The organism is Pseudomonas sp. B21-054, assembly GCF_026016345.1.
In the GTDB taxonomy this organism is placed as follows: Bacteria; Pseudomonadota; Gammaproteobacteria; order Pseudomonadales; family Pseudomonadaceae; genus Aquipseudomonas.
Window position 1 is genome coordinate 2,000,480 of record NZ_CP087204.1, and the last position, 17,807, is coordinate 2,018,286.

Consider the following 17,807-nt stretch of genomic DNA (forward strand, 5'->3'; position numbering starts at 1 on the left):
CGGGATGGCGATGGCTCAGTCAATGAAGATGTTGAATGCTCCGGCCTCTTCGCGAGCAAGCTTGCTCCCACAGGAGAAACGCGGTCCTACCCCAAACCAGGTCGGCTCTCAGGCCGCCTCGTTTTTGATTTTGATCTGGGGCGCCCCATTAACCACGATGGCCGAACGCAGGCATTGCGCAGTGGGCAACCCGGCATGGATGCCGGGTTAGCCGCGTTGGGCCATGGATGGCCCTTCGCGGCGGCCCACGGAGCAATGCCGGAGTGAGGGCACACCGAGCCTAGGCGAGGTGCCAAGTGGTGGGGCAGAGCGTTTTTGGTTACTTTTGGCGCTTTTCCAAAAGTGACCCGCCGTAAGGGCGGAACCCTAAGCAGCCGTTACCGCAGCAGCGGATATACACCCAAACTATAAAATCCCACCTCAGAAAGACAAGCCCAAAAAACGACCCCTCAGGAAGAAACACCACTTTTCTGAGTGAACAAGCATCACGTCATGTACGGGCTTTTTATGCGCGCCGATTCTTGACACTGCCCAGTCAGCTTCTCTAGGATGCCGCTCATGCGCCGATTTAAACAGCTACTTGCGGGGCGCCAGGTGACTCATCCAGTTACCGATAGAAGCCGGAAAGCCAGGCTTCGAAATACCGCTAAAGCGCTGGTTCGGTGTTGCCTCTCACCTGCCATGCAGACTTTTGAGGCAGAGACACGACACGATGAACGCATCCAGCCCCGTTGTACGTCTTGCGCCGATCACGGCGAACCTTTTGCAGCGCAATCCAAAAATTCTCCTGGGTGGTACCCACCAGCCAACGCTGTTGCGTTATCTTGATGGCTGGCCGCGACGTAGCCACGGGCCTGCCGCTTTCCTGATCCAGTTCATTGAAGACGGTGAGTCCTTGGCCCGTTTTGCCGACAACAGTTTCGACCTGGCCGTGATCCAGTCCCCGAGTGCGGCAGACGCGCCTGAAATGATCCGGCAACTGACCCGTGTCGCGCGGCAGGGATTGATCACCCGTCGTTGAGATGCCCAGGTTGGCTGCAAGCTGAAGGCTCCGGATTACGGGTAAGCAATGTCCACGATGTAGACCCGTTTTTCTCCTGTCGGCGTCTGGACGCTGACTTCGGCGTCCAGGGCCTTGCCGATCAGTGCCCGTGCCAACGGTGAATCGATACTGATCAGGTTCTGTTTCAAATCCAGCTCATCCGGGCCGACGATGCGATAGCGCGCTTCTTTGCCATCCTCATCTTCGACTGTGACCCATGCGCCGAAATAGACCTTGTTGGGGTCGCTGGGTTTTTCACTGACGACTTTGAGCGCTTCAAGGCGCTTGGTGAGGAAGCGCACGCGACTGTCGATTTCCCGCAGCATTTTCTTGCCATAGGTGTATTCGGCATTTTCCGAACGATCACCCTGGGCTGCCGCTTCGCTGACCGACTGGGTCACTTGAGGACGGCGCACATGCCACAGTTCATGGAACTCGGCGCGCATCCGCGCTTCACCCTCGGGGGTGATCAGCGCGGTGCCGGCGGTGCGGGGTGGACGATAACGGCTCATGGCTACTTCTTATCAAGGTGAAGCCGGAAGTCTATCAACCCTCGCGCAATACTGTCAGCGGACTGGCATTGAGCGCCCGACGGGTGCCAAATACACCCGCGGCGCCAATCAACAATGCGCCCACCAGCGGCAACACCAGCAGCCATGGATGCGGGTGCCAGGGCAGGTCGAAGGCATAACGGTAGAGCACCAGGCTCACCAGTTCCGAACCGAGGGCAGCGAGCAGGCCGCTGACCGCACCCAGCAAACCGAACTCAATGCGCCGGGCCTTGACCAGCAATGGCCGTTCGGCGCCCAGTGCGCGCAACAGCGCGCCTTGGCGGATCCGTTCGTCGAGGGTTGCCTGCAGGCCGGAGAACAACACCGCCATTCCCGCCGCCAGCACGAACAGCAACACGTACTCCACGGCCAGGGTCACCTGGGCCAGGATGCTGCGCAGTTGTTCGAGCAGGGCCTCGACTTGCAGGATCGTCACCGCCGGAAAGGCCCGGGACAGGTCGACGATCTGTTGGTCGTGTCCCGGCGCCAGGTAGAAACTGGTGAGGTAGGTCGCCGGCAGGTCTTTCAATGTACCGGGCTGGAAGATCATGAAGAAGTTGGGCTGGAAGTTGTCCCAGTTGATCTCCCGCAGGCTGGTGACCTTCGCTTCACGGTTGACGCCGCCCACGCTGAAGACCAGGCGGTCGCCCAACTTGATCTTGAGGTTCTCGGCGACCTTGCCTTCCACCGAAACCCCCGGGACATCGTCCGCAGGTTGCTGCGGCCACCAGGTCCCGGCGGTGACGACGTTGCCTGCCGGCAGATCGGCGGCCCAGGTCAGGCTCAGGTCACGTTGCAGCGCTCGGTCGCCAGCCGAGTCCTTGGTGACGAACTCCGTGGCCGGTTCGCCGTTGATGCTGATCAGTCGCCCCGGCACGACCGGGTAGAGCGGTGCCGATTGCGCCGACAACGCCAGCAGCTTGTCGGTGAAGGCCTGCTTGTCGTTGGGCAGGATGTTCAAGGCGAAATAATTCGGGGCGTTTTTCGGCAGTTGGTTTTGCCAGGTGTCCAGCAATTCGCCGCGCAACAGCGCAATCAAGGCCATGGACAACAGGATCAGGCCGAATGCCAGTGCCTGGCCGGCCGCCGCCAGGGGATGGCGCAGTAACTGGCCGAGGCCCAGCCGCCAGGGCAAGGAGGCGCGGGCCAACAGGCGGCGCAGGCTCTGGAGCAGCAACAGCAGCAGGCCACCGAGCACCAGTGCGGCAACGACGCCACCACCCAGCAGGGCGAAGGTCAGGACCAGGTCCAGGCTCAGGCGCCACATGATCAGGCCAAGGGCTCCCAGTGCGGCACCGTAGACCACCCAGGTGCTGGAGGGGATCGGCAGCATGTCCCGGCGCAGCACGCGCAACGGCGGTACCCGGCCCAGTGCGGCCAGCGGCGGCAGGGCGAACCCTGCCAACGCCACCAGCCCGGTACCGATCCCGGCAATCGCCGGCAGCAGGCCTCCCGGCGGCACGGTGGTGGGCAGCAGGTCATGCAGCAGCGCGAACAATCCCAATTGAGCGATCCAGCCCAGCAGGGCGCCACTGATGCTGGCCAGCAAGCCCAGCACCGTTAATTGCAGACTGAACAACACCATGGTTTCCCGGCGTGACAGGCCCAGGCAGCGCAGCAGGGCGCTGGCGTCGAAACGTCGGGTGGCAAAGCGATTGGCCGAGAGCGCGACGGCAACGCCGGACAGCAACACGGCCACCAGGCTGGCCATGTTCAGATAGCGTTCGGCCTTGCCCAGGGCGCCTCCGATCTGCCGGTTGCCGTCGCGGGCATCCTGCAGGCGCTGGTTGGCTTCGAGGCCAGGCTTGATAAGGTCGCGGTAGGTCTGCAGGGCTGATGCCGGGCCGCGCCACAGGTCGCGATAACTGACGCGACTGCCGGGCTGCACGACACCGGTGGCATCCAGGTCCTTGAGGTTGATCAGGACCCGGGGCGTAAGGCTGTAGAAATTGCCGGCGCGATCCGGCTCGTAGGTCAAGACACGGCTCAGGCGCAGGGTCTTGTTGCCTACGTCGATGCTGTCGCCGATTTTCAGGTCCAGTGCGGTCAGCAGCCGGGCTTCGACCCAGGCCTCGCCAGGGTTCGGTCGTCCGCCGGTTTCTTCCGGCGCGAACGGGGCTGGGGCGCTTTTCAGCTCGCCGCGCAATGGGTAGATGTCATCGGCTGCCTTGATGCTGGACAGCTGAATGCCATTGTCGGTGGCGACGACGCTGGAAAACTCCACCACCCGGGCATGTTCCAGGCCCAGCTCGGTGCCACTGCGGATTTGTTCGGGGCGGGCCGGCGAGCTGCCTTCGAGCAGCAGGTCGGCGCCGAGGAATTCGGTGGCACGCATCATCATCGCGCCGTTGAGACGGGCGCCGAAGTAACCGATGGCGGTGCTTGCCGCTACCGCCACCAAAAGGGCGAAGAACAACACGCGCAACTCGCCGGCGCGGGCGTCGCGCAACAATTGGCGGACAGCGAGACTGAACAGGCGCAACAGCGGCAAACGTGCCATCAAGGCTCCAGTGGCGCGACCATCTGGCCGGCTTCAAGTCGGATCAGGCGCCGGCAGCGATGGGCCAGGCGTTCATCATGGGTGACCAGCACCAGGGTCGTGCCGCTTTCCTTGTTCAGCTCGAACAGAAGATCGCTGATGCGCTCGCCCGTGTGGCTGTCGAGGTTACCGGTGGGTTCGTCGGCAAACAGCACGTCGGGTTCGGCGGCAAACGCCCGGGCAATCGCCACGCGTTGCTGCTCGCCGCCGGAAAGCTGGCGGGGCGAGTGGGTCAGGCGCTGGCCGAGGCCGACCCGCTGCAGCAATTCCGTGGCGCGTTCGCGGGCGTCCCTGCGGCCGTCCAGCTCCAGCGGCAACATGACGTTTTCCAGGGCGTTGAGGCTGTCGAGCAATTGGAACGATTGGAAAACAAAACCGACATGCTCGGCGCGGATCCGCGCACGCTGGTCTTCATCCAGTGCGCTGAGGGCCTGGCCGGCGAGCGTCACTTCGCCGCTGCTGGGCAGGTCGAGGCCAGCGAGCAGGCCCAGAAGGGTGGATTTGCCGGAACCGGACGCGCCGACGATGGCCAGGCTGTCGCCCTTGTTCAGTTCCAGGCTGAGTTCGTGCAGGATGGTCAGTTCACCTTCCGCGCTGGGAACCACTTTGCTAAGGTCCTTCGCGGTGAGAATGCTTGAGCCCATGGAGAATCCGATGCGTGTGTGGTTTTTGAGTGCCGGCCTGGCCTTGATGTGCATGGCCCAGAACGCAGCGGCGGGTACAGTCCTGATCGTTGGCGATAGTATCAGCGCGGCTTTCGGCCTGGATACCCGACAAGGGTGGGTGTCGTTGCTCGAACAACGGCTCAAAGTCGAGGGTTTTGACGATAAAGTGGTCAATGCCTCCATCAGCGGGGACACCAGCGCCGGAGGCCAGGCGCGGCTGCCGGCGCTGCTTGCAGCCCATAAACCGGACCTGGTGATCCTGGAACTGGGTGGCAACGATGGCTTGCGCGGGCAACCGCCAACGCAATTGCAACAAAACCTTGCAGCGATGATCGACAGCTCCCGGGCAAGCGGTGCCAAGGTGTTGTTGCTGGGCATGCAACTGCCGCCCAATTACGGGCGCCGATACACCGATGCCTTCGCCCGGGTCTACAGCACCCTGGCCGAGGAGAAAAAAGTGCCGCTCGTGCCGTTTTTCCTCAAGGACATCGGGGGGGTTCCCGGGATGATGCAAGGTGATGGACTGCATCCGTCCGTCGCGGCCCAGGGCAAGTTGCTGGAAAATGTCTGGCCGACGCTGAAACCGCTGCTTTGACGCTTTTCTACCGGCGGGCTTTCGGCTAATGTGGCGCCCCCGATTTGGAGCCCCCGATGCCGCGTCCCGCCTGGTCCCTGTTTGCCTACCAACTGATCGAGCCTGACGAACAGCTGGACCTGTTCGCCTGTCAGGAAGTGCGGGTACACCTGGTGACTCGGCAACTGGAGCTCGGCGGCTCGGCCGACCGCACCCTCTGCGGCAGCCTGCTGCCGGCCCAGCCGCGCTGGTCGGGGGTTGATCGCAAGATATTTCAGGATCATCGCCTGTGTTCACTCTGCCGGGCGATCCTGGAGTCCCAGAAACGCGGCACTTCGCCGATCTGGCCTGAGCTGCGGTTCGAGTTGTAATCCTCGGATTCCAGGCTGCCCTTGTGGGAGCGAGCTTGCTCGCGATGACGGCTGCACATTCAACATCGGTGCCGGCCGACCCACCGCTATCGCGAGCAAGCTCGCTCCCACAGGGGGGGCTTGCAAAGCCCCTAAGTTGCTGCACATCGGACGCTTGATTGCCGCTCTCCCCGAAGTAACAGGTGGCGGTGTACAATCGCCATTCTCAAACCCCTCTGTTCGATCTGCGAAGGATTTCCGGATGTTGCCGCGCTTGCCTGCCGTCACCCGCTGCTTGTCTCTTGTCGCCCTGTGTATGGCTGGCCCCGTTGCGGCACTGGAGCTGCCCCTGCCACCGCCGGGTGAAGACATCATTGGCCAGGTGCAGGTCATCAAGGCCAAGTACGAAGACACCTTCGCCGACCTGGGCACGACCTATGACCTGGGCTACAGCGAGATGGTCGCCGCCAACCCGGGGGTCGATCCCTGGTTGCCGGGCGCTGGCACCGAGATCGTGCTGCCCACTCGCTTCATCCTGCCGCCGGGCCCGCGCGAGGGCATCGTGATCAACCTCGCTGAGTACCGTCTCTACTACTTCCCCAAAGGCCGCAACGTGGTCTACACCTTTCCCCTGGGCATTGGGCGGGAAGGCTGGGGGTCGCCGATCGCCCACACCAGCATCATTGCCAAGACCCCGAACCCGACCTGGACCCCGCCGGCTTCGATCAAGGCCGAGCATGCCGCAGACGGTGACCCGCTGCCGAACGTGGTGCCAGCCGGTCCCGACAATCCGCTGGGCCCGTTCAAGTTCACCTTGGGTACCCCGGGCTACCTGATCCATGGTTCGAACAAAAAATTCGGCATCGGCATGCGCACCAGCCATGGTTGCTTCCGGATGTTCAATAACAACGTCCTGGAAATGGCCAGCATGGTGCCGGTGGGCACATCGGTACGGATCATCAACGATCCGTACAAGCTGGGGTTGAGCGGCGGCAAGGTGTACCTGGAAGCCCATACACCGCTGGACGACAAGGGCAACCCGTCGGTGGTGGACAAGCACACTGCGGTGATCAACGCGATGCTCAAGCGTGAAGACATTACCAGCAACCAGCGCATGGACTGGAATGTGGTGCGTGACGTGGTGGCTGCCGAAGACGGGCTGCCAGTCGAGATCGCTGTTCCGAGTACGTCGGCACCGATGGTATCGAGCGCACCGATCGACCTGCAGCAATAACGACCCATTAGAACCTGCCGATGTTTTGCGATGTCGGCGGGTTTTTTATCGCCTGGAAAACAGCGGGCAAAAAAAAGCCGACCCAAAAATGGATCGGCTCGATAACAATCCCGAAGGACTATTACTTGCGGCTAGCTTTTTCCAGCATGCGCAGAGCACGCTCGTTAGCTTCGTCAGCAGTCTGTTGTGCTTTTTGAGCAGCAGCCAGAGCTTCATCAGCTTTACGGTAAGCTTCGTCTGCACGAGCCTGGGAGCGAGCTGCTGCGTCTTCGGTAGCAGTCAGACGTGCTTCGGTTTCTTTCGATGCGCTGCTGCAACCGGTAGCCAGAACTGCGGCCAGGGCCAGAGCAGAGAATTTCAGAACGTTGTTCATCGTGTTCCCCTTCAAGGACTTTCTATTTAGTGACTGTCTCCTCAGACTGAGGAGTTAGCCGGCGTACATACTACCCATTACTTGTAGTAAGTAAACTGACGTAGCGCAAGAAGCAAAAAAATTGTAGGCGGTGATTCTTTTTCGAGCAACTTTTCTGAGCGTTGTTTAAAAAATATACAGTCTTGAGCCCAGGGTGGGAGCGCGCTCATCCAGAAAAGTTCCGTTGACAGGCGAACTCTTTGAGCCCTCGCTAACGTTGTTGTTTATTGATTCGCCTAAACTTTTGTTCATTTTTTGTGCAGTGCGCCTGGCATCTTTATTGGTATTGGCGGTGACTTTAACTACGCGCGCTCGTCTCAAGACTCAACAACTGGCGATGTTCAGCTATTGCGCCTGGGCCGACTAGCGTGACGGTGGCGCTCAATCGATAAACCCGACAGGCTTTTCCCCTTCAATGACAGGCGTGCCTTGAGCATTTGCGTCATTGGTGCCTACTATTCAGGACGTGCTCGGGTTTGAGCGGTTGGGTTTTGGCGCTCGGTGACCAGACAGGCACGGGGTGGCGTAGATGTTCCTTCGCCGGAAAAACATCGGTAAGGTAGGGGTCAGCATTCAGACCCGCGAGGAGTAGTGATGAGCGAGGCGTTGTCCATCCACCATGACCAGGCTGGTCATCAGTTCGAGACCAATGTGGACGGTCATCGTGCCTATCTGACCTATATGGACCTGGGTAAACAGACCCTGGATATCTATCGCACCTTCGTGCCCAACGCCTTGCGCGGCCGGGGCATTGCGGCGGCGCTGACCGAAAGGGCGCTGCAGTACGCCGAAGAAATGGGTTACACGGTGATCCCATCCTGCTCCTACGTGGAGCGTTACATGGAGCGTCACCAGCGGCACGCGGCGAAGCTCTGAGACAACGGATTCCCCAAAAAAACGCCGGGCTGTAAAGTCCGGCGTTTTTTTATGCGTTGCTTTTATGTGTTGAAGCAGGCCGATCAGCTGCGCTGGCGCTTGGGCAGCACATCCTTGAGTTTGGCGTGCATGCTACGCAGGGTGTTCTCGGTCGCGCTCCAGTCGATGCAGGCATCGGTGATGGAAACGCCATACTGCAAGTCGGCGAGGTCTTTGGGGATCGCCTGGCAACCCCAGTTCAGATGACTTTCGACCATCAGGCCAATAATCGACTGGTTGCCTTCCAGGATCTGGTTGGCCACGTTCTCCATGACCAGTGGCTGCAGCGCCGGATCCTTGTTGGAGTTGGCGTGGCTGCAGTCGACCATGATGTTCGGCTTGATCTTCGCTTTGTTCAGCGCCTGTTCACACAGCGCAACGCTCACCGAGTCGTAGTTTGGCTTGCCGTTGCCACCGCGCAGCACTACGTGACCGTAGGCGTTGCCCTTGGTGGTGACGATCGACACGCCACCTTCCTGGTTGATGCCCAGGAAACGGTGAGGGCTGGAAACCGACTGCAAGGCATTGATCGCCACAGTGAGGCCGCCATCGGTGCCGTTTTTGAAACCGACGGCCGAGGACAAACCGGAAGCCATCTCGCGGTGGGTCTGGGATTCGGTGGTGCGCGCGCCGATGGCCGACCAGCTGATCAGGTCCTGCAAGTATTGCGGGGAGATCGGGTCCAGGGCTTCGGTGGCGGTGGGCAGGCCCATTTCGGCCAGGTCCAGCAGCAACTGACGACCGATGTGCAAGCCATCCTGGATCTTGAAGGAGTCGTCCAGGTACGGATCGTTGATCAGGCCTTTCCAGCCGACGGTGGTCCGGGGCTTTTCGAAATACACCCGCATCACCAGGTACAAGGTGTCGGAGACTTCCGCCGCCAGCACCTTCAGGCGCTCGGCGTATTCGTGGGCGGCCTTGATGTCATGGATCGAGCAGGGCCCGATGACCACGAACAGGCGATGGTCGGTGCCGTCGAGAATGTTGCGAATGACTTCCCTGCCCTTGGTCACGGTGCGCAGGGCAGCGTCGCTCAGGGGGATATCGCGCTTGAGCTGGTCAGGCGTGATGAGGGTCTCGTTGGAGGCGACGTTAAGGTCATTGATCGGTAAATCAGCCATCGTGTTACTCGTCAGGTCACGGGTGCCGGCCGCCAGCGATCCCCGCGCGGCGGTGCACAGCGAATGTTAAGCGCGTCGGGGAGCCGAACCTTATCGCGTTACGAGGCTGCTCGACAATGGGCTGGGGCCGGTTTAATGCCCTATTGGCAGGGGAAAAGCCTTGAAGAGAGCTCTGCAACAGATTCGTGAGCGGATGTAATGAAGATTGCATGCCATACGGCCCACGCCGATAGTGTACAGGGGCCGTTTACCAGAGGAGTCGTAAAGATGCAGGCAGGCGTTAAACCGCGGATCGGGATGATCGGCACCGGGGCGATAGGCGGGTTCTACGGGGTGATGCTGGCACGCGCCGGCTTTGACGTGCATTTCTTGTTGCGCAGCGAATTCGGCGCCGTGGCCGAAGGTGGTTTGCGAGTCGATAGCGCGGTTCATGGCCCGCTGACCCTCAACCCGGTCCAGGCCTATCGCTCGGCGGCCGACATGCCGCCTTGCGACTGGCTGCTGGTCGGCGCCAAGACCACCAGCAATGCCGACCTCGCCCCGGCCATCGCCCAGGCCGCCGCTGACGGTGCAAAAGTCCTGCTGTTGCAGAACGGCCTGGATGTCGAAGATGACCTTCGGCCGTTGCTGCCTGATTCGTTGCACCTGTTGGGCGGCCTGTGCCTGATCTGCGTGCATCGCGTCAGTCCTGGCGTCGTCGCTCACCAGGCCCTCGGTGCCGTCAATCTCGGTTACCACAGTGGTCCTTGCCGCGATCAGGCGGAACGCATGACGATTGTCGAGGCCGGGGCGCAACTGTTCCGTGCCGCCGGTCTGGAGTCCCAGGCCATGCCCGACCTGCAACAGGCTCGCTGGCAGAAGCTGGTGTGGAACGTGCCGTACAACGGCCTATCGGTGCTGTTGGGGGCCAGTACCTCGCCGTTGATGGCCGACGGCCACAGCCGTGGATTGATCCAGGCGCTGATGGGGGAGGTGGTGCGCGGTGCTCAGGCTTGCGGCCATCATGTTGCACCGGGCTATGCCGAGTATCTGTTCATGATGACCGAAAAGATGCCCGACTACTGGCCGAGCATGTACCACGATTATTCCCACAAACGCGCGCTGGAGCTGGAGGCGATCTATGGTCGGCCATTGGCGGCGGCGAAAGCGGCGGGGTGTGAGCTGCCGAAAATCGAAGCCTTGTATCAGGCGTTGGCGTTTATGGACCGACGCAACCGCTGATTGGGCAAAATGGGGGAGTGACATGGCAAGTAACATCGACGACAAACTGGTGCTGGCGATTTCGTCGCGGGCGCTGTTCGACTTGCGTGAAAGTCACAAGGTGTATCTGTCGAGCGGCGTCGAGGCCTATCGGCAATACCAGATCGAGCATGAAGACGAAGTCCTCGAACCTGGAGACGCCTTTGCCCTCGTGCAAAAACTGCTGAGCCTCAACCAACATCTGGGGCGTGCCCGGGTCGAGGTGATCCTCGTTTCGCGCAACAGTGCCGACACGGGGCTTCGGGTGTTCAACTCGATTCATCATTATGGCCTGGCGATCTCCCGTGCAGCGTTCGTTGGCGGACGCAGTCCGTACCCTTATCTCAAGGCGTTCGGCTGCGATCTGTTCTTGTCCACCCATGCCGAAGACGTGCGCAGCGCCCTGGATGCCGGATTTGCCGCGGCGACCATTCTGTCGGGCGGTGCCAGCCGCGCCGCCAGCGAAGAGCTGCGCATTGCCTTCGACGGAGATGCGGTGCTGTTCTCCGATGAGTCGGAGCGCGTCTATCAGACCGGTGGTCTGGAAGCGTTTCAGGCCAGTGAGCGTCAATCCGCCCGCGAGCCGCTGCGAGGCGGGCCGTTCAAGGGCTTCCTGGCGGCGCTCAATACGTTGCAGCGTGAGTTTCCCGAGGATGCCTGTCCAATCCGCACGGCGCTGGTCACCGCCCGCTCGGCGCCGGCTCACGAGCGGGTTATCCGCACGTTGCGCGAGTGGGATATTCGTTTGGACGAGTCGTTGTTTCTGGGCGGCCTGACCAAATCGGCGTTCCTTGAAGCCTTTGCCGCCGACGTATTTTTCGACGATCAGACCGGCCACTGCGAACTGGCTCGCGAAGTGGTCGCCACCGGGCACGTGCCCCACGGCATCAGTAACGAAGTGAAGCTCTAACTGCCCGTTGTTCAGGACGTTACGCCGCACGTCGCGCACTTCAAGGCACTGCTAAGCTGAATCAATCTCCGCCATCTTGGCACACGAGGAGGTCACATGATTCGTTCGATGCTGTACGCCACAGACTTGGGGCTCTATGCCCCCTATGTGATGCAGCATGCCTTGGCGCTGGCACGGACGTTCGAAGCCGAGTTGTATGTGGTGCATGCGGTAGAACCGATGGGGCTGTTCGCCGAATCGGTGTTGCAAAGCTATCTCGACGAGCAGGCGCTGAACGAATTTCACCGCCAGGGTCTGAATACGGTAATGGCCAATATCGAACACCGGGTGCTCGACAGCTTTCGAGAGGAGTTGGGGGAGGGGCAGCAGGACTTGAAGCTGATCAAGTCGGTCAGGGTGTATCAGGGCGATCCGTCCCAGGTCATTCTCGAACAGGCTGCGAAACTCTCCGTCGATTTGCTGATCGTAGGCAGTCATTGCCAGGGAGCCAGCGGTGAAACCCCTTTGGGTAGGACCGCCGCACGGGTATTGCAGTTATCCCGTGTGCCGGTTTACCTGGTGCCGTTGGTGCAGCGCCGACGGCAGGGGGAGGCTTGAGGCTAAATGATGGCTTTTTATAAAAAGTTCTAGATTTATTGAGCTGACCATTCATATAGTTATATACCGTCGCTGATGCCCGTGGCGTCCAACTGCTTTGAGGGATACATATGAAGCTTCAACAACTGCGCTACATCTGGGAAGTGGCGCACCACGACCTCAACGTTTCCGCTACTGCCCAAAGTCTTTACACCTCACAGCCTGGCATCAGTAAGCAGATCCGCCTGCTGGAAGACGAGTTGGGGGTCGAAGTCTTCGCCCGCAGCGGCAAGCACCTGACCCGCGTGACCCCGGCCGGTGAGCGCATCATCACCACGGCTGGCGAGATTCTGCGCAAGGTCGAAAGCATCAAGCAGATCGCCCAGGAATTCTCCAACGAGAAAAAAGGCACCCTGTCGATTGCCACCACCCACACCCAGGCCCGCTATGCGCTGCCGCCAGTGATCAGCAGCTTCATCAAGCAATACCCGGACGTGGCGTTGCACATGCACCAGGGCTCGCCGATGCAGATCGCCGAAATGGCCGCCGACGGCACCGTGGACTTCGCCATTGCCACCGAGGCCCTGGAGTTGTTCGGTGATCTGGTGATGATGCCGTGCTATCGGTGGAACCGCTGCGTGGTCGTGCCCCAGGGCCATCCGCTAACCAAGCTGCCGAAGCTGACCCTCGAAGCCCTGGCTGAATACCCGATCGTGACCTACGTATTTGGTTTCACGGGCCGTTCGAAACTCGACGAAGCTTTCAGCCATCGCGGCCTGACCCCGAAAGTGGTGTTCACCGCCGCCGACGCCGATGTGATCAAGACTTATGTTCGACTTGGCCTGGGCGTGGGCATCGTGGCGAAAATGGCCGTCGATACCAAGCTCGACAGTGACCTGGTGGTGCTGGATGCCAGCGAGTTGTTCGAATCCAGCGTGACCAAGATCGGCTTCCGTCGTGGCACCTTTCTTCGGGGTTTCATGTGCGACTTCATCGAGAAGTTTGCACCGCACCTGACCCGCGAAGTGATGGCCAAGGCCATCCAATGCCACAACAAGCAGGAACTCGAAGAGCTGTTCGACGGTGTCGAACTGCCGGTGCACTAAGCCCCAGCCTTAGAACGCCTCGGTGACAGCGAACTGTTGCCGGGCGCCCGCCACGACGATCTCCACTTCATCCCCTTCGAATTTGCCCAACAGGCTTCGGCCCAGCGGCGAGCGAGGGGTGATGACCGTGATCGGCTGCCCCACCAGCGACACCTTCAACCCCGCCGCATCGGGCCCCAGGAACAGCCATTGCTGGCGACCGTCTTCATCCTCCAAGCCAATCAACGTGCCCACCTGAATGCCGCGCTGTTCGTCGTATGGCCTTAGCGTCAGATTCTGGCAAAGAGCGAGGGCCTGGCGGATTTCTTCCACGCGCCTGGCTTGCCCGGCGGCGAGGTACGAGGCTTCAAGGCCCAGGGTGTCGTACTTGTTCTCGGCGATATTTTCTTCATGGGTCGCGGTTTCGTAGGCGGTCTGCGCGGCGCGTTCGGCAATGTCGAGATCAATCTTGAGCTTATCGAGAATCAACTGGTGGACGGTCTGTTTGTTCATGATCAATCGCAGAATTGCAAAACGTTGGCGCGGCTTTTTTCACTGGGTGCATTCTGGTCCTGTTGCAGCCAGAACTGGCACTTGGGGTTGGACTGGTTGCGCGGGTTGCTTCGGGCCTGATCGAGGGCCTGGCGCTGCTCGTTCCTTTGCAGGTTTTGCTGATACTGCTCGAACATGGGGGTTGGCGGTTCGGGGGGCGGTTGCACCGCCGGTGGTTGCGCCAGTTGATGGACGGCGGCGGCCACCGGAGCCAATTGTTCGTTGAACAGGAACCTGGACAGCAGCCAGCCCGTCAACACGATGGCGAGGAACCCCAGCCACAGGCCCAGGGCAATGCTGACGGTCAATTGCAAAGCGGTAAGGCGCGAGGGTGTCGAGTGATCGGGCATGGCTGCTTCCTGGCAGGGCACGGGTAGGCGGTGATTGTCGCATGAAGATTAATCGCCGTCGGCTCTTCTGCATCATCACTCTAATGCGGGACAATCGGGCCTTTGCCACAGGGAGTCGGGAATGACCGTGCGCTGGGATATTTTTTGCACCGTCGTCGATAACTTTGGCGACATTGGCGTCACTTGGCGCCTGGCTCGGCAATTGGTGGCCGAGCATCGATGCGCGGTGCGGCTGTGGGTCGATGACTTGCGTGCTTTCGAACGGCTGTGTCCGGAAATCGACGTCACCCTTTGCGAACAATGGCAGCAGGGCGTGCAGGTGTGCCATTGGCCCAAGGCGTGGCTGCCTACCGAAGCGGCTGATGTGGTGATCGCTGCGTTCGCCTGCCAGTTGCCGAGTGCCTATATGGATGCAATGGCCGAACGCCAGGCAACACCCTTGTGGATGAACCTCGATTACCTGAGCGCCGAGGACTGGGTGATCGGTTGCCACGGCTTGCCGTCGGTCAAATACAAGCATGTGCAGAAGTATTTCTTTTTCCCGGGGTTTCAGGAGGGGACGGGTGGCCTGCTGCGCGAGGCGGGTCTGCTGGAGCGTCGTCAGCAATTTCAGCAGGACGCCGAGGCGCAACGAGTATTCCTGCAGGGATTGGGTGTCGATCGGGTAGCGGGCGCACGGCTGATCTCGCTGTTTGCTTACGAAAACGCCGGGCTGGCAAGTTGGTTTGACGCAATGGCCAGCGATGCCCAGGCGTTTCATGTGCTGGTTCCCGAAGGACGAGTGCTGGGCGATGTCGAGCGTTGGCTCGGGGTCGACGGCCTGATGGCCGGTGCGGTGCATCGACGCGGTGCGTTGACGGTGCAGGTGTTGCCCTTCATCCGGCAGGATCAATACGATCAGTTGCTATGGTGCTGTGATCTCAATGCCGTGCGGGGTGAAGACTCCTTCGTACGCGCCCAATGGGCCGGTCGACCGCTCCTTTGGCACATTTACCAGCAGGAAGAAGACGTTCATCTGGAAAAACTCGAGGCGTTCCTCAGGCTCTACACCCGAGGGCTTTCGCCGGCGGCGGAAAAAGCGATCAGCGGTCTTTGGCAAGCCTGGAATGCCGGCCAGGACATGACCGAGCACTGGGAATCCACCTGCCAGTATCACCAGGAACTGGCTGATCACGCCCAGGCGTGGTGTCTGGAACAGGCTTCGCGACCCGATCTTGCCACGGCGCTGGTGAAGTTTTATGGAAATTGGCTATGATACGCGGCCTAGATTTTTGTAAATCCCATCCAAATTCGGATATTCGCAATGAAAACTGGTAAAGAACTGAAACCCGGGACCGTGATCCGTCTCGAAAACGATCCTTGGCTGGTTCAGAAAGCTGAGTTCACCAAGTCGGGTCGTAACAGCGCGATCATGAAGACCAAGCTGAAGAACCTGCTGACCGGTTACAAGACCGAGATCGTCTACAGCGCCGATGACAAACTGGACGACGTGATCCTCGACCGCAAAGAAGCGACCCTGTCCTTCATCAGCGGTGACACCTACACGTTCATGGACACCACTGACTACACCATGTACGAACTGAACGCCGAAGACCTCGAAAGCGTTCTGCCATTCATCGAAGAAGGCATGACCGACGTCTGCGAAGCCGTTTTCTTTGAAGAGCGCCTGGTTTCCGTAGAACTGCCGACCACCATCGTGCGTCAGGTTGACTACACCGAAGGTTCCGCTCGCGGCGACACTTCCGGCAAGGTGATGAAGCCTGCCAAACTGAAGAACGGTACCGAGCTGTCGGTTGCTGACTTCATCGAAATCGGCGACATGATCGAGATCGATACCCGCGAAGGCGGTTCCTACAAAGGCCGCGCTAAATAAGCGAAGTCTTGTGTATGAAAAAGCCCGACCATTGAGTCGGGCTTTTTTATTTCACCAAGAAGGTTGTGTCTGGCTTGGTGATGCTCAGTCACTTCAAGTGTTGCTTGAGCTCTTCGGACACCTGCAACATCGCCGAACGCACCGCCGGCACCTGGCTCACCACGTTGAGCAAACCGTAGTCGTGGATCATGCCGTTGTAGCGCACCGCCGTGACGGGCACACCGGCTGCGTCCAGTTTGCGCGCGTAGGCTTCACCCTCATCACGCAATACATCGGCCTCGGCGGTCTGCACCAACGCGGGCGGCAGGCCCTTGAGTTGTGCGGTGGTGGCCCGCAACGGCGAGGCATAGATCTCGCTACGCTGCCCGGCATCGGTGGTGTAGTTGTCCCAGAACCACTTCATCATGTTTTTGCTGAGGAAGTGTCCCTCGGCGAACTGGTTATAGGACGCGGTCTCGAAACTGGCATCCGTCACTGGCCATAACAGTGCCTGGAAGCGCAGCGCCGGCGTGCCTTTGTCCTTGGCCATCAGCGCCACGACGGCCGCCATGTTGCCACCGACGCTATTGCCCGCCACGGCCAGGCGCTTGCCATCGACATTGATCTGCTTGCCATGCTCGGCCACCCATTTCGTGGCGGCATAAGCCTGGTTGATGGCTACGGGGTAATGCGCCTCGGGGGAGGGCGTGTAGTTGACGAACACCGCGACGGCGCCCGAGCCCGCCACCAGATCCCGGACCAAGCGTTCGTGGGTCGGGAAGTCGCCCAGGACCCAGCCACCGCCGTGGAAGAACATGAACGCGGGCAACTCACCCTTGACCCCGGCGGGGCGAACAATGGTCAGGCTGATCGACTGGCCATCGACCTGGATGGTCTTCTGGCTGACGTCGGCCTTGGGCAGGGTCAGTTTCACACCGGCCTGGGCGCCGACCAGTACGGCACGGGCGTCCTTGGGTGATAGCTGCTCCAGTGGCTTGCCGGTGCCGGCATTCAATGCATCGAGAAACGCCTGGGTGTTGTGTTCCACGATGCCGTCGGCGAAGGCGCTGCCGACGCTGAGGGCGAGAAGGGTACCGGTCAAGGCTTTGCTGAGTGTGTTCATGTGTCTCTCCTTAGGTTCGGGTCCGGGGTCGGTGGGTTAGACGGTTACGTGCAGGCGTACATCAACGTTGCCGCGAGTGGCGTTGGAGTAGGGGCAGACCTGATGAGCCGCATCCACCAGGCTTTGCGCATCGGCTTGGTCCAGGCCCGGGAGGCTGATGTGCAGGTCGATGTCCAGGCCGAAACCGCCGGGGATCTGGCCGATACCGACATGGGCGGTAATCGAGGCGTCGTCCGGGATCTTGCGTTTGCTTTGGCCAGCAACGAATTTCAGTGCACCGATGAAGCAGGCCGAGTAACCGGCGGCGAACAGCTGCTCGGGGTTGGTTGCCGCACCGCCAGCACCACCGAGTTCCTTGGGCGTGGCGAGTTTGACGTCGAGGACGTTGTCGCTGGAGATGGCACGCCCATCACGGCCGCCGGTGGAGGTTGCGATTGCGGTGTAGAGAGTTTGCATGGTGAGAGCCTCGCTTCAGGTTGGTTTGTTGCGCTAAATGTTTGCGCGCTAAGTAGGTGTGAAGTGAATGTACAGCGCAAATATTTTGCGCGCAAGATAAATTTTTGAAGCGAGATCGAATAAATCAACTGAAAGGACGTGTAACCCTTGAGTTAGAGCTGTTCGGTGAGTTGATTTTTTTTTGCGGATGGACTGATGGTTTAAGCGGAGGCGGGGCTGACGCTATCGCGAGCAAGCTCGCTCCCACATTTGATCGTGGTT

At 60.4% G+C, this 17,807-nt stretch carries 20 protein-coding genes; 11 read left to right on the forward strand and 9 right to left on the reverse strand.

From position 1 onward, the window contains the following. Window positions 1-712: 712 nt before the first annotated feature. A complete protein-coding gene (locus LOY70_RS08915) occupies window positions 713-1,021 on the forward strand; it encodes a class I SAM-dependent methyltransferase (RefSeq protein ID WP_123414550.1) in 309 nt (102 codons plus the stop codon). 35 nt (window positions 1,022-1,056) lie between these two features. Here the strand turns inward: LOY70_RS08915 and greB are convergent, their stop codons facing one another. From greB to LOY70_RS08930, 3 genes are read right to left on the reverse strand one after another with little or no spacing between them, the layout of a single operon-like run. Beyond that, on the reverse strand, window positions 1,057-1,554 hold the full coding sequence (gene greB, locus LOY70_RS08920) for a transcription elongation factor GreB (protein WP_123342075.1): 498 nt from the start codon (window positions 1,552-1,554) through the stop codon (window positions 1,057-1,059). Window positions 1,555-1,588: 34 nt separating this feature from the next. After that, entirely contained in the window at window positions 1,589-4,093 is a 2,505-nt protein-coding gene (locus LOY70_RS08925) for an ABC transporter permease (RefSeq protein ID WP_265035590.1), read from the reverse strand. Continuing rightward, on the reverse strand, window positions 4,093-4,776 hold the full coding sequence (locus LOY70_RS08930; protein ID WP_123342073.1) for an ABC transporter ATP-binding protein: 684 nt from the start codon (window positions 4,774-4,776) through the stop codon (window positions 4,093-4,095). The genes LOY70_RS08925 and LOY70_RS08930 overlap by 1 nt, the downstream gene beginning before the upstream one ends. Window positions 4,777-4,786: 10 nt before the next feature. Between LOY70_RS08930 and LOY70_RS08935 the strand changes: the two genes are divergently transcribed. From LOY70_RS08935 to LOY70_RS08945, 3 genes are all read left to right on the forward strand, one after another. Then, window positions 4,787-5,392: an arylesterase gene (locus tag LOY70_RS08935; RefSeq protein WP_192259582.1), complete on the forward strand. Its 606-nt coding sequence runs from the start codon at window positions 4,787-4,789 to the stop codon at window positions 5,390-5,392. Window positions 5,393-5,448: 56 nt separating this feature from the next. Further along, window positions 5,449-5,742 carry a hypothetical protein gene (locus tag LOY70_RS08940; protein WP_003183788.1) on the forward strand — a complete coding sequence of 98 codons (294 nt, stop codon included), beginning with the start codon at window positions 5,449-5,451 and terminating at the stop codon, window positions 5,740-5,742. 241 nt (window positions 5,743-5,983) lie between these two features. Then, window positions 5,984-6,955, forward strand: coding sequence for a L,D-transpeptidase family protein (locus LOY70_RS08945; protein WP_265035595.1), 972 nt, complete (start codon window positions 5,984-5,986; stop codon window positions 6,953-6,955). Between the two features lie 121 nt (window positions 6,956-7,076). On the opposite strand, the gene oprI is transcribed toward LOY70_RS08945, so the two are convergent. Beyond that, complete coding sequence (gene oprI / locus LOY70_RS08950; protein WP_003183784.1) at window positions 7,077-7,328, reverse strand: outer membrane lipoprotei OprI; 252 nt, start codon at window positions 7,326-7,328, stop codon at window positions 7,077-7,079. Between the two features lie 633 nt (window positions 7,329-7,961). On the opposite strand from oprI, the gene LOY70_RS08955 reads away from it, so the two are divergent. Next, window positions 7,962-8,243 (forward strand): GNAT family N-acetyltransferase, encoded by a 282-nt coding sequence (locus LOY70_RS08955; protein WP_003183779.1) that lies wholly within the window; start codon window positions 7,962-7,964, stop codon window positions 8,241-8,243. Window positions 8,244-8,326: 83 nt separating this feature from the next. Here LOY70_RS08955 and LOY70_RS08960 read toward each other — a convergent pair whose 3' ends face one another. After that, window positions 8,327-9,403 (reverse strand): 3-deoxy-7-phosphoheptulonate synthase, encoded by a 1,077-nt coding sequence (locus LOY70_RS08960; protein WP_003183777.1) that lies wholly within the window; start codon window positions 9,401-9,403, stop codon window positions 8,327-8,329. A gap of 267 nt (window positions 9,404-9,670) precedes the next feature. On the opposite strand from LOY70_RS08960, the gene LOY70_RS08965 reads away from it, so the two are divergent. The 4 genes from LOY70_RS08965 to cysB all read left to right on the forward strand — a co-directional run bounded on the left by LOY70_RS08965 (window position 9,671) and on the right by cysB (window position 13,234). Beyond that, on the forward strand, window positions 9,671-10,624 hold the full coding sequence (locus LOY70_RS08965; RefSeq protein ID WP_265035615.1) for a putative 2-dehydropantoate 2-reductase: 954 nt from the start codon (window positions 9,671-9,673) through the stop codon (window positions 10,622-10,624). A 22-nt stretch (window positions 10,625-10,646) separates the two neighbouring features. Beyond that, complete coding sequence (locus LOY70_RS08970; protein ID WP_265035617.1) at window positions 10,647-11,552, forward strand: 5'-nucleotidase; 906 nt, start codon at window positions 10,647-10,649, stop codon at window positions 11,550-11,552. Window positions 11,553-11,648: 96 nt separating this feature from the next. After that, window positions 11,649-12,149, forward strand: coding sequence for a universal stress protein (locus tag LOY70_RS08975; RefSeq protein ID WP_025212613.1), 501 nt, complete (start codon window positions 11,649-11,651; stop codon window positions 12,147-12,149). A 110-nt stretch (window positions 12,150-12,259) separates the two neighbouring features. Next, entirely contained in the window at window positions 12,260-13,234 is a 975-nt protein-coding gene (gene cysB, locus LOY70_RS08980) for an HTH-type transcriptional regulator CysB (protein WP_265035620.1), read from the forward strand. A 9-nt stretch (window positions 13,235-13,243) separates the two neighbouring features. Here the strand turns inward: cysB and LOY70_RS08985 are convergent, their stop codons facing one another. Together LOY70_RS08985 and LOY70_RS08990 are read right to left on the reverse strand one after the other, a co-directional pair. Next, on the reverse strand, window positions 13,244-13,726 hold the full coding sequence (locus tag LOY70_RS08985; RefSeq protein WP_265035622.1) for a transcription elongation factor GreAB: 483 nt from the start codon (window positions 13,724-13,726) through the stop codon (window positions 13,244-13,246). 2 nt (window positions 13,727-13,728) lie between these two features. After that, window positions 13,729-14,115, reverse strand: a complete 387-nt coding sequence (locus LOY70_RS08990) for a hypothetical protein (protein WP_265035624.1) — start codon at window positions 14,113-14,115, stop codon at window positions 13,729-13,731. A gap of 121 nt (window positions 14,116-14,236) precedes the next feature. Here LOY70_RS08990 and earP point away from each other — a divergent pair, with 121 nt between their 5' ends. Together earP and LOY70_RS09000 are read left to right on the forward strand one after the other, a co-directional pair. Further along, a complete protein-coding gene (gene earP, locus LOY70_RS08995; RefSeq protein ID WP_265035626.1) occupies window positions 14,237-15,370 on the forward strand; it encodes an elongation factor P maturation arginine rhamnosyltransferase EarP in 1,134 nt (377 codons plus the stop codon). 48 nt (window positions 15,371-15,418) lie between these two features. Next, on the forward strand, window positions 15,419-15,988 hold the full coding sequence (locus tag LOY70_RS09000; protein ID WP_025212616.1) for an elongation factor P: 570 nt from the start codon (window positions 15,419-15,421) through the stop codon (window positions 15,986-15,988). A gap of 88 nt (window positions 15,989-16,076) precedes the next feature. Here the strand turns inward: LOY70_RS09000 and LOY70_RS09005 are convergent, their stop codons facing one another. Further along, complete coding sequence (locus tag LOY70_RS09005) at window positions 16,077-17,090, reverse strand: alpha/beta hydrolase (protein ID WP_265035628.1); 1,014 nt, start codon at window positions 17,088-17,090, stop codon at window positions 16,077-16,079. Window positions 17,091-17,126: 36 nt separating this feature from the next. Then, a complete protein-coding gene (locus LOY70_RS09010) occupies window positions 17,127-17,546 on the reverse strand; it encodes an organic hydroperoxide resistance protein (protein ID WP_025212618.1) in 420 nt (139 codons plus the stop codon). Between the last annotated feature and the right edge of the window lie 261 nt (window positions 17,547-17,807).

What these genes read in the sequence shown, in the direction of transcription:
- LOY70_RS08940 (WP_003183788.1), top strand. Translation starts at nt 5,449, where the DNA reads ATGCCGCGTCCCGCCTGGTCCCTGTTTGCCTACCAACTGATCGAGCCT.
- LOY70_RS08935 (WP_192259582.1), top strand. Translation starts at nt 4,787, where the DNA reads ATGCGTGTGTGGTTTTTGAGTGCCGGCCTGGCCTTGATGTGCATGGCC.
- LOY70_RS08915 (WP_123414550.1), top strand. Translation starts at nt 713, where the DNA reads ATGAACGCATCCAGCCCCGTTGTACGTCTTGCGCCGATCACGGCGAAC.
- LOY70_RS09000 (WP_025212616.1), top strand. Translation starts at nt 15,419, where the DNA reads ATGAAAACTGGTAAAGAACTGAAACCCGGGACCGTGATCCGTCTCGAA.
- LOY70_RS08970 (WP_265035617.1), top strand. Translation starts at nt 10,647, where the DNA reads ATGGCAAGTAACATCGACGACAAACTGGTGCTGGCGATTTCGTCGCGG.
- LOY70_RS08990 (WP_265035624.1), bottom strand. Translation starts at nt 14,115, where the DNA reads ATGCCCGATCACTCGACACCCTCGCGCCTTACCGCTTTGCAATTGACC.
- LOY70_RS08975 (WP_025212613.1), top strand. Translation starts at nt 11,649, where the DNA reads ATGATTCGTTCGATGCTGTACGCCACAGACTTGGGGCTCTATGCCCCC.
- LOY70_RS08945 (WP_265035595.1), top strand. Translation starts at nt 5,984, where the DNA reads ATGTTGCCGCGCTTGCCTGCCGTCACCCGCTGCTTGTCTCTTGTCGCC.
- LOY70_RS08925 (WP_265035590.1), bottom strand. Translation starts at nt 4,093, where the DNA reads ATGGCACGTTTGCCGCTGTTGCGCCTGTTCAGTCTCGCTGTCCGCCAA.
- LOY70_RS08930 (WP_123342073.1), bottom strand. Translation starts at nt 4,776, where the DNA reads ATGGGCTCAAGCATTCTCACCGCGAAGGACCTTAGCAAAGTGGTTCCC.
- LOY70_RS08965 (WP_265035615.1), top strand. Translation starts at nt 9,671, where the DNA reads ATGCAGGCAGGCGTTAAACCGCGGATCGGGATGATCGGCACCGGGGCG.
- cysB (WP_265035620.1), top strand. Translation starts at nt 12,260, where the DNA reads ATGAAGCTTCAACAACTGCGCTACATCTGGGAAGTGGCGCACCACGAC.
- greB (WP_123342075.1), bottom strand. Translation starts at nt 1,554, where the DNA reads ATGAGCCGTTATCGTCCACCCCGCACCGCCGGCACCGCGCTGATCACC.
- oprI (WP_003183784.1), bottom strand. Translation starts at nt 7,328, where the DNA reads ATGAACAACGTTCTGAAATTCTCTGCTCTGGCCCTGGCCGCAGTTCTG.
- LOY70_RS08985 (WP_265035622.1), bottom strand. Translation starts at nt 13,726, where the DNA reads ATGAACAAACAGACCGTCCACCAGTTGATTCTCGATAAGCTCAAGATT.
- LOY70_RS08960 (WP_003183777.1), bottom strand. Translation starts at nt 9,403, where the DNA reads ATGGCTGATTTACCGATCAATGACCTTAACGTCGCCTCCAACGAGACC.
- earP (WP_265035626.1), top strand. Translation starts at nt 14,237, where the DNA reads ATGACCGTGCGCTGGGATATTTTTTGCACCGTCGTCGATAACTTTGGC.
- LOY70_RS09005 (WP_265035628.1), bottom strand. Translation starts at nt 17,090, where the DNA reads ATGAACACACTCAGCAAAGCCTTGACCGGTACCCTTCTCGCCCTCAGC.
- LOY70_RS08955 (WP_003183779.1), top strand. Translation starts at nt 7,962, where the DNA reads ATGAGCGAGGCGTTGTCCATCCACCATGACCAGGCTGGTCATCAGTTC.
- LOY70_RS09010 (WP_025212618.1), bottom strand. Translation starts at nt 17,546, where the DNA reads ATGCAAACTCTCTACACCGCAATCGCAACCTCCACCGGCGGCCGTGAT.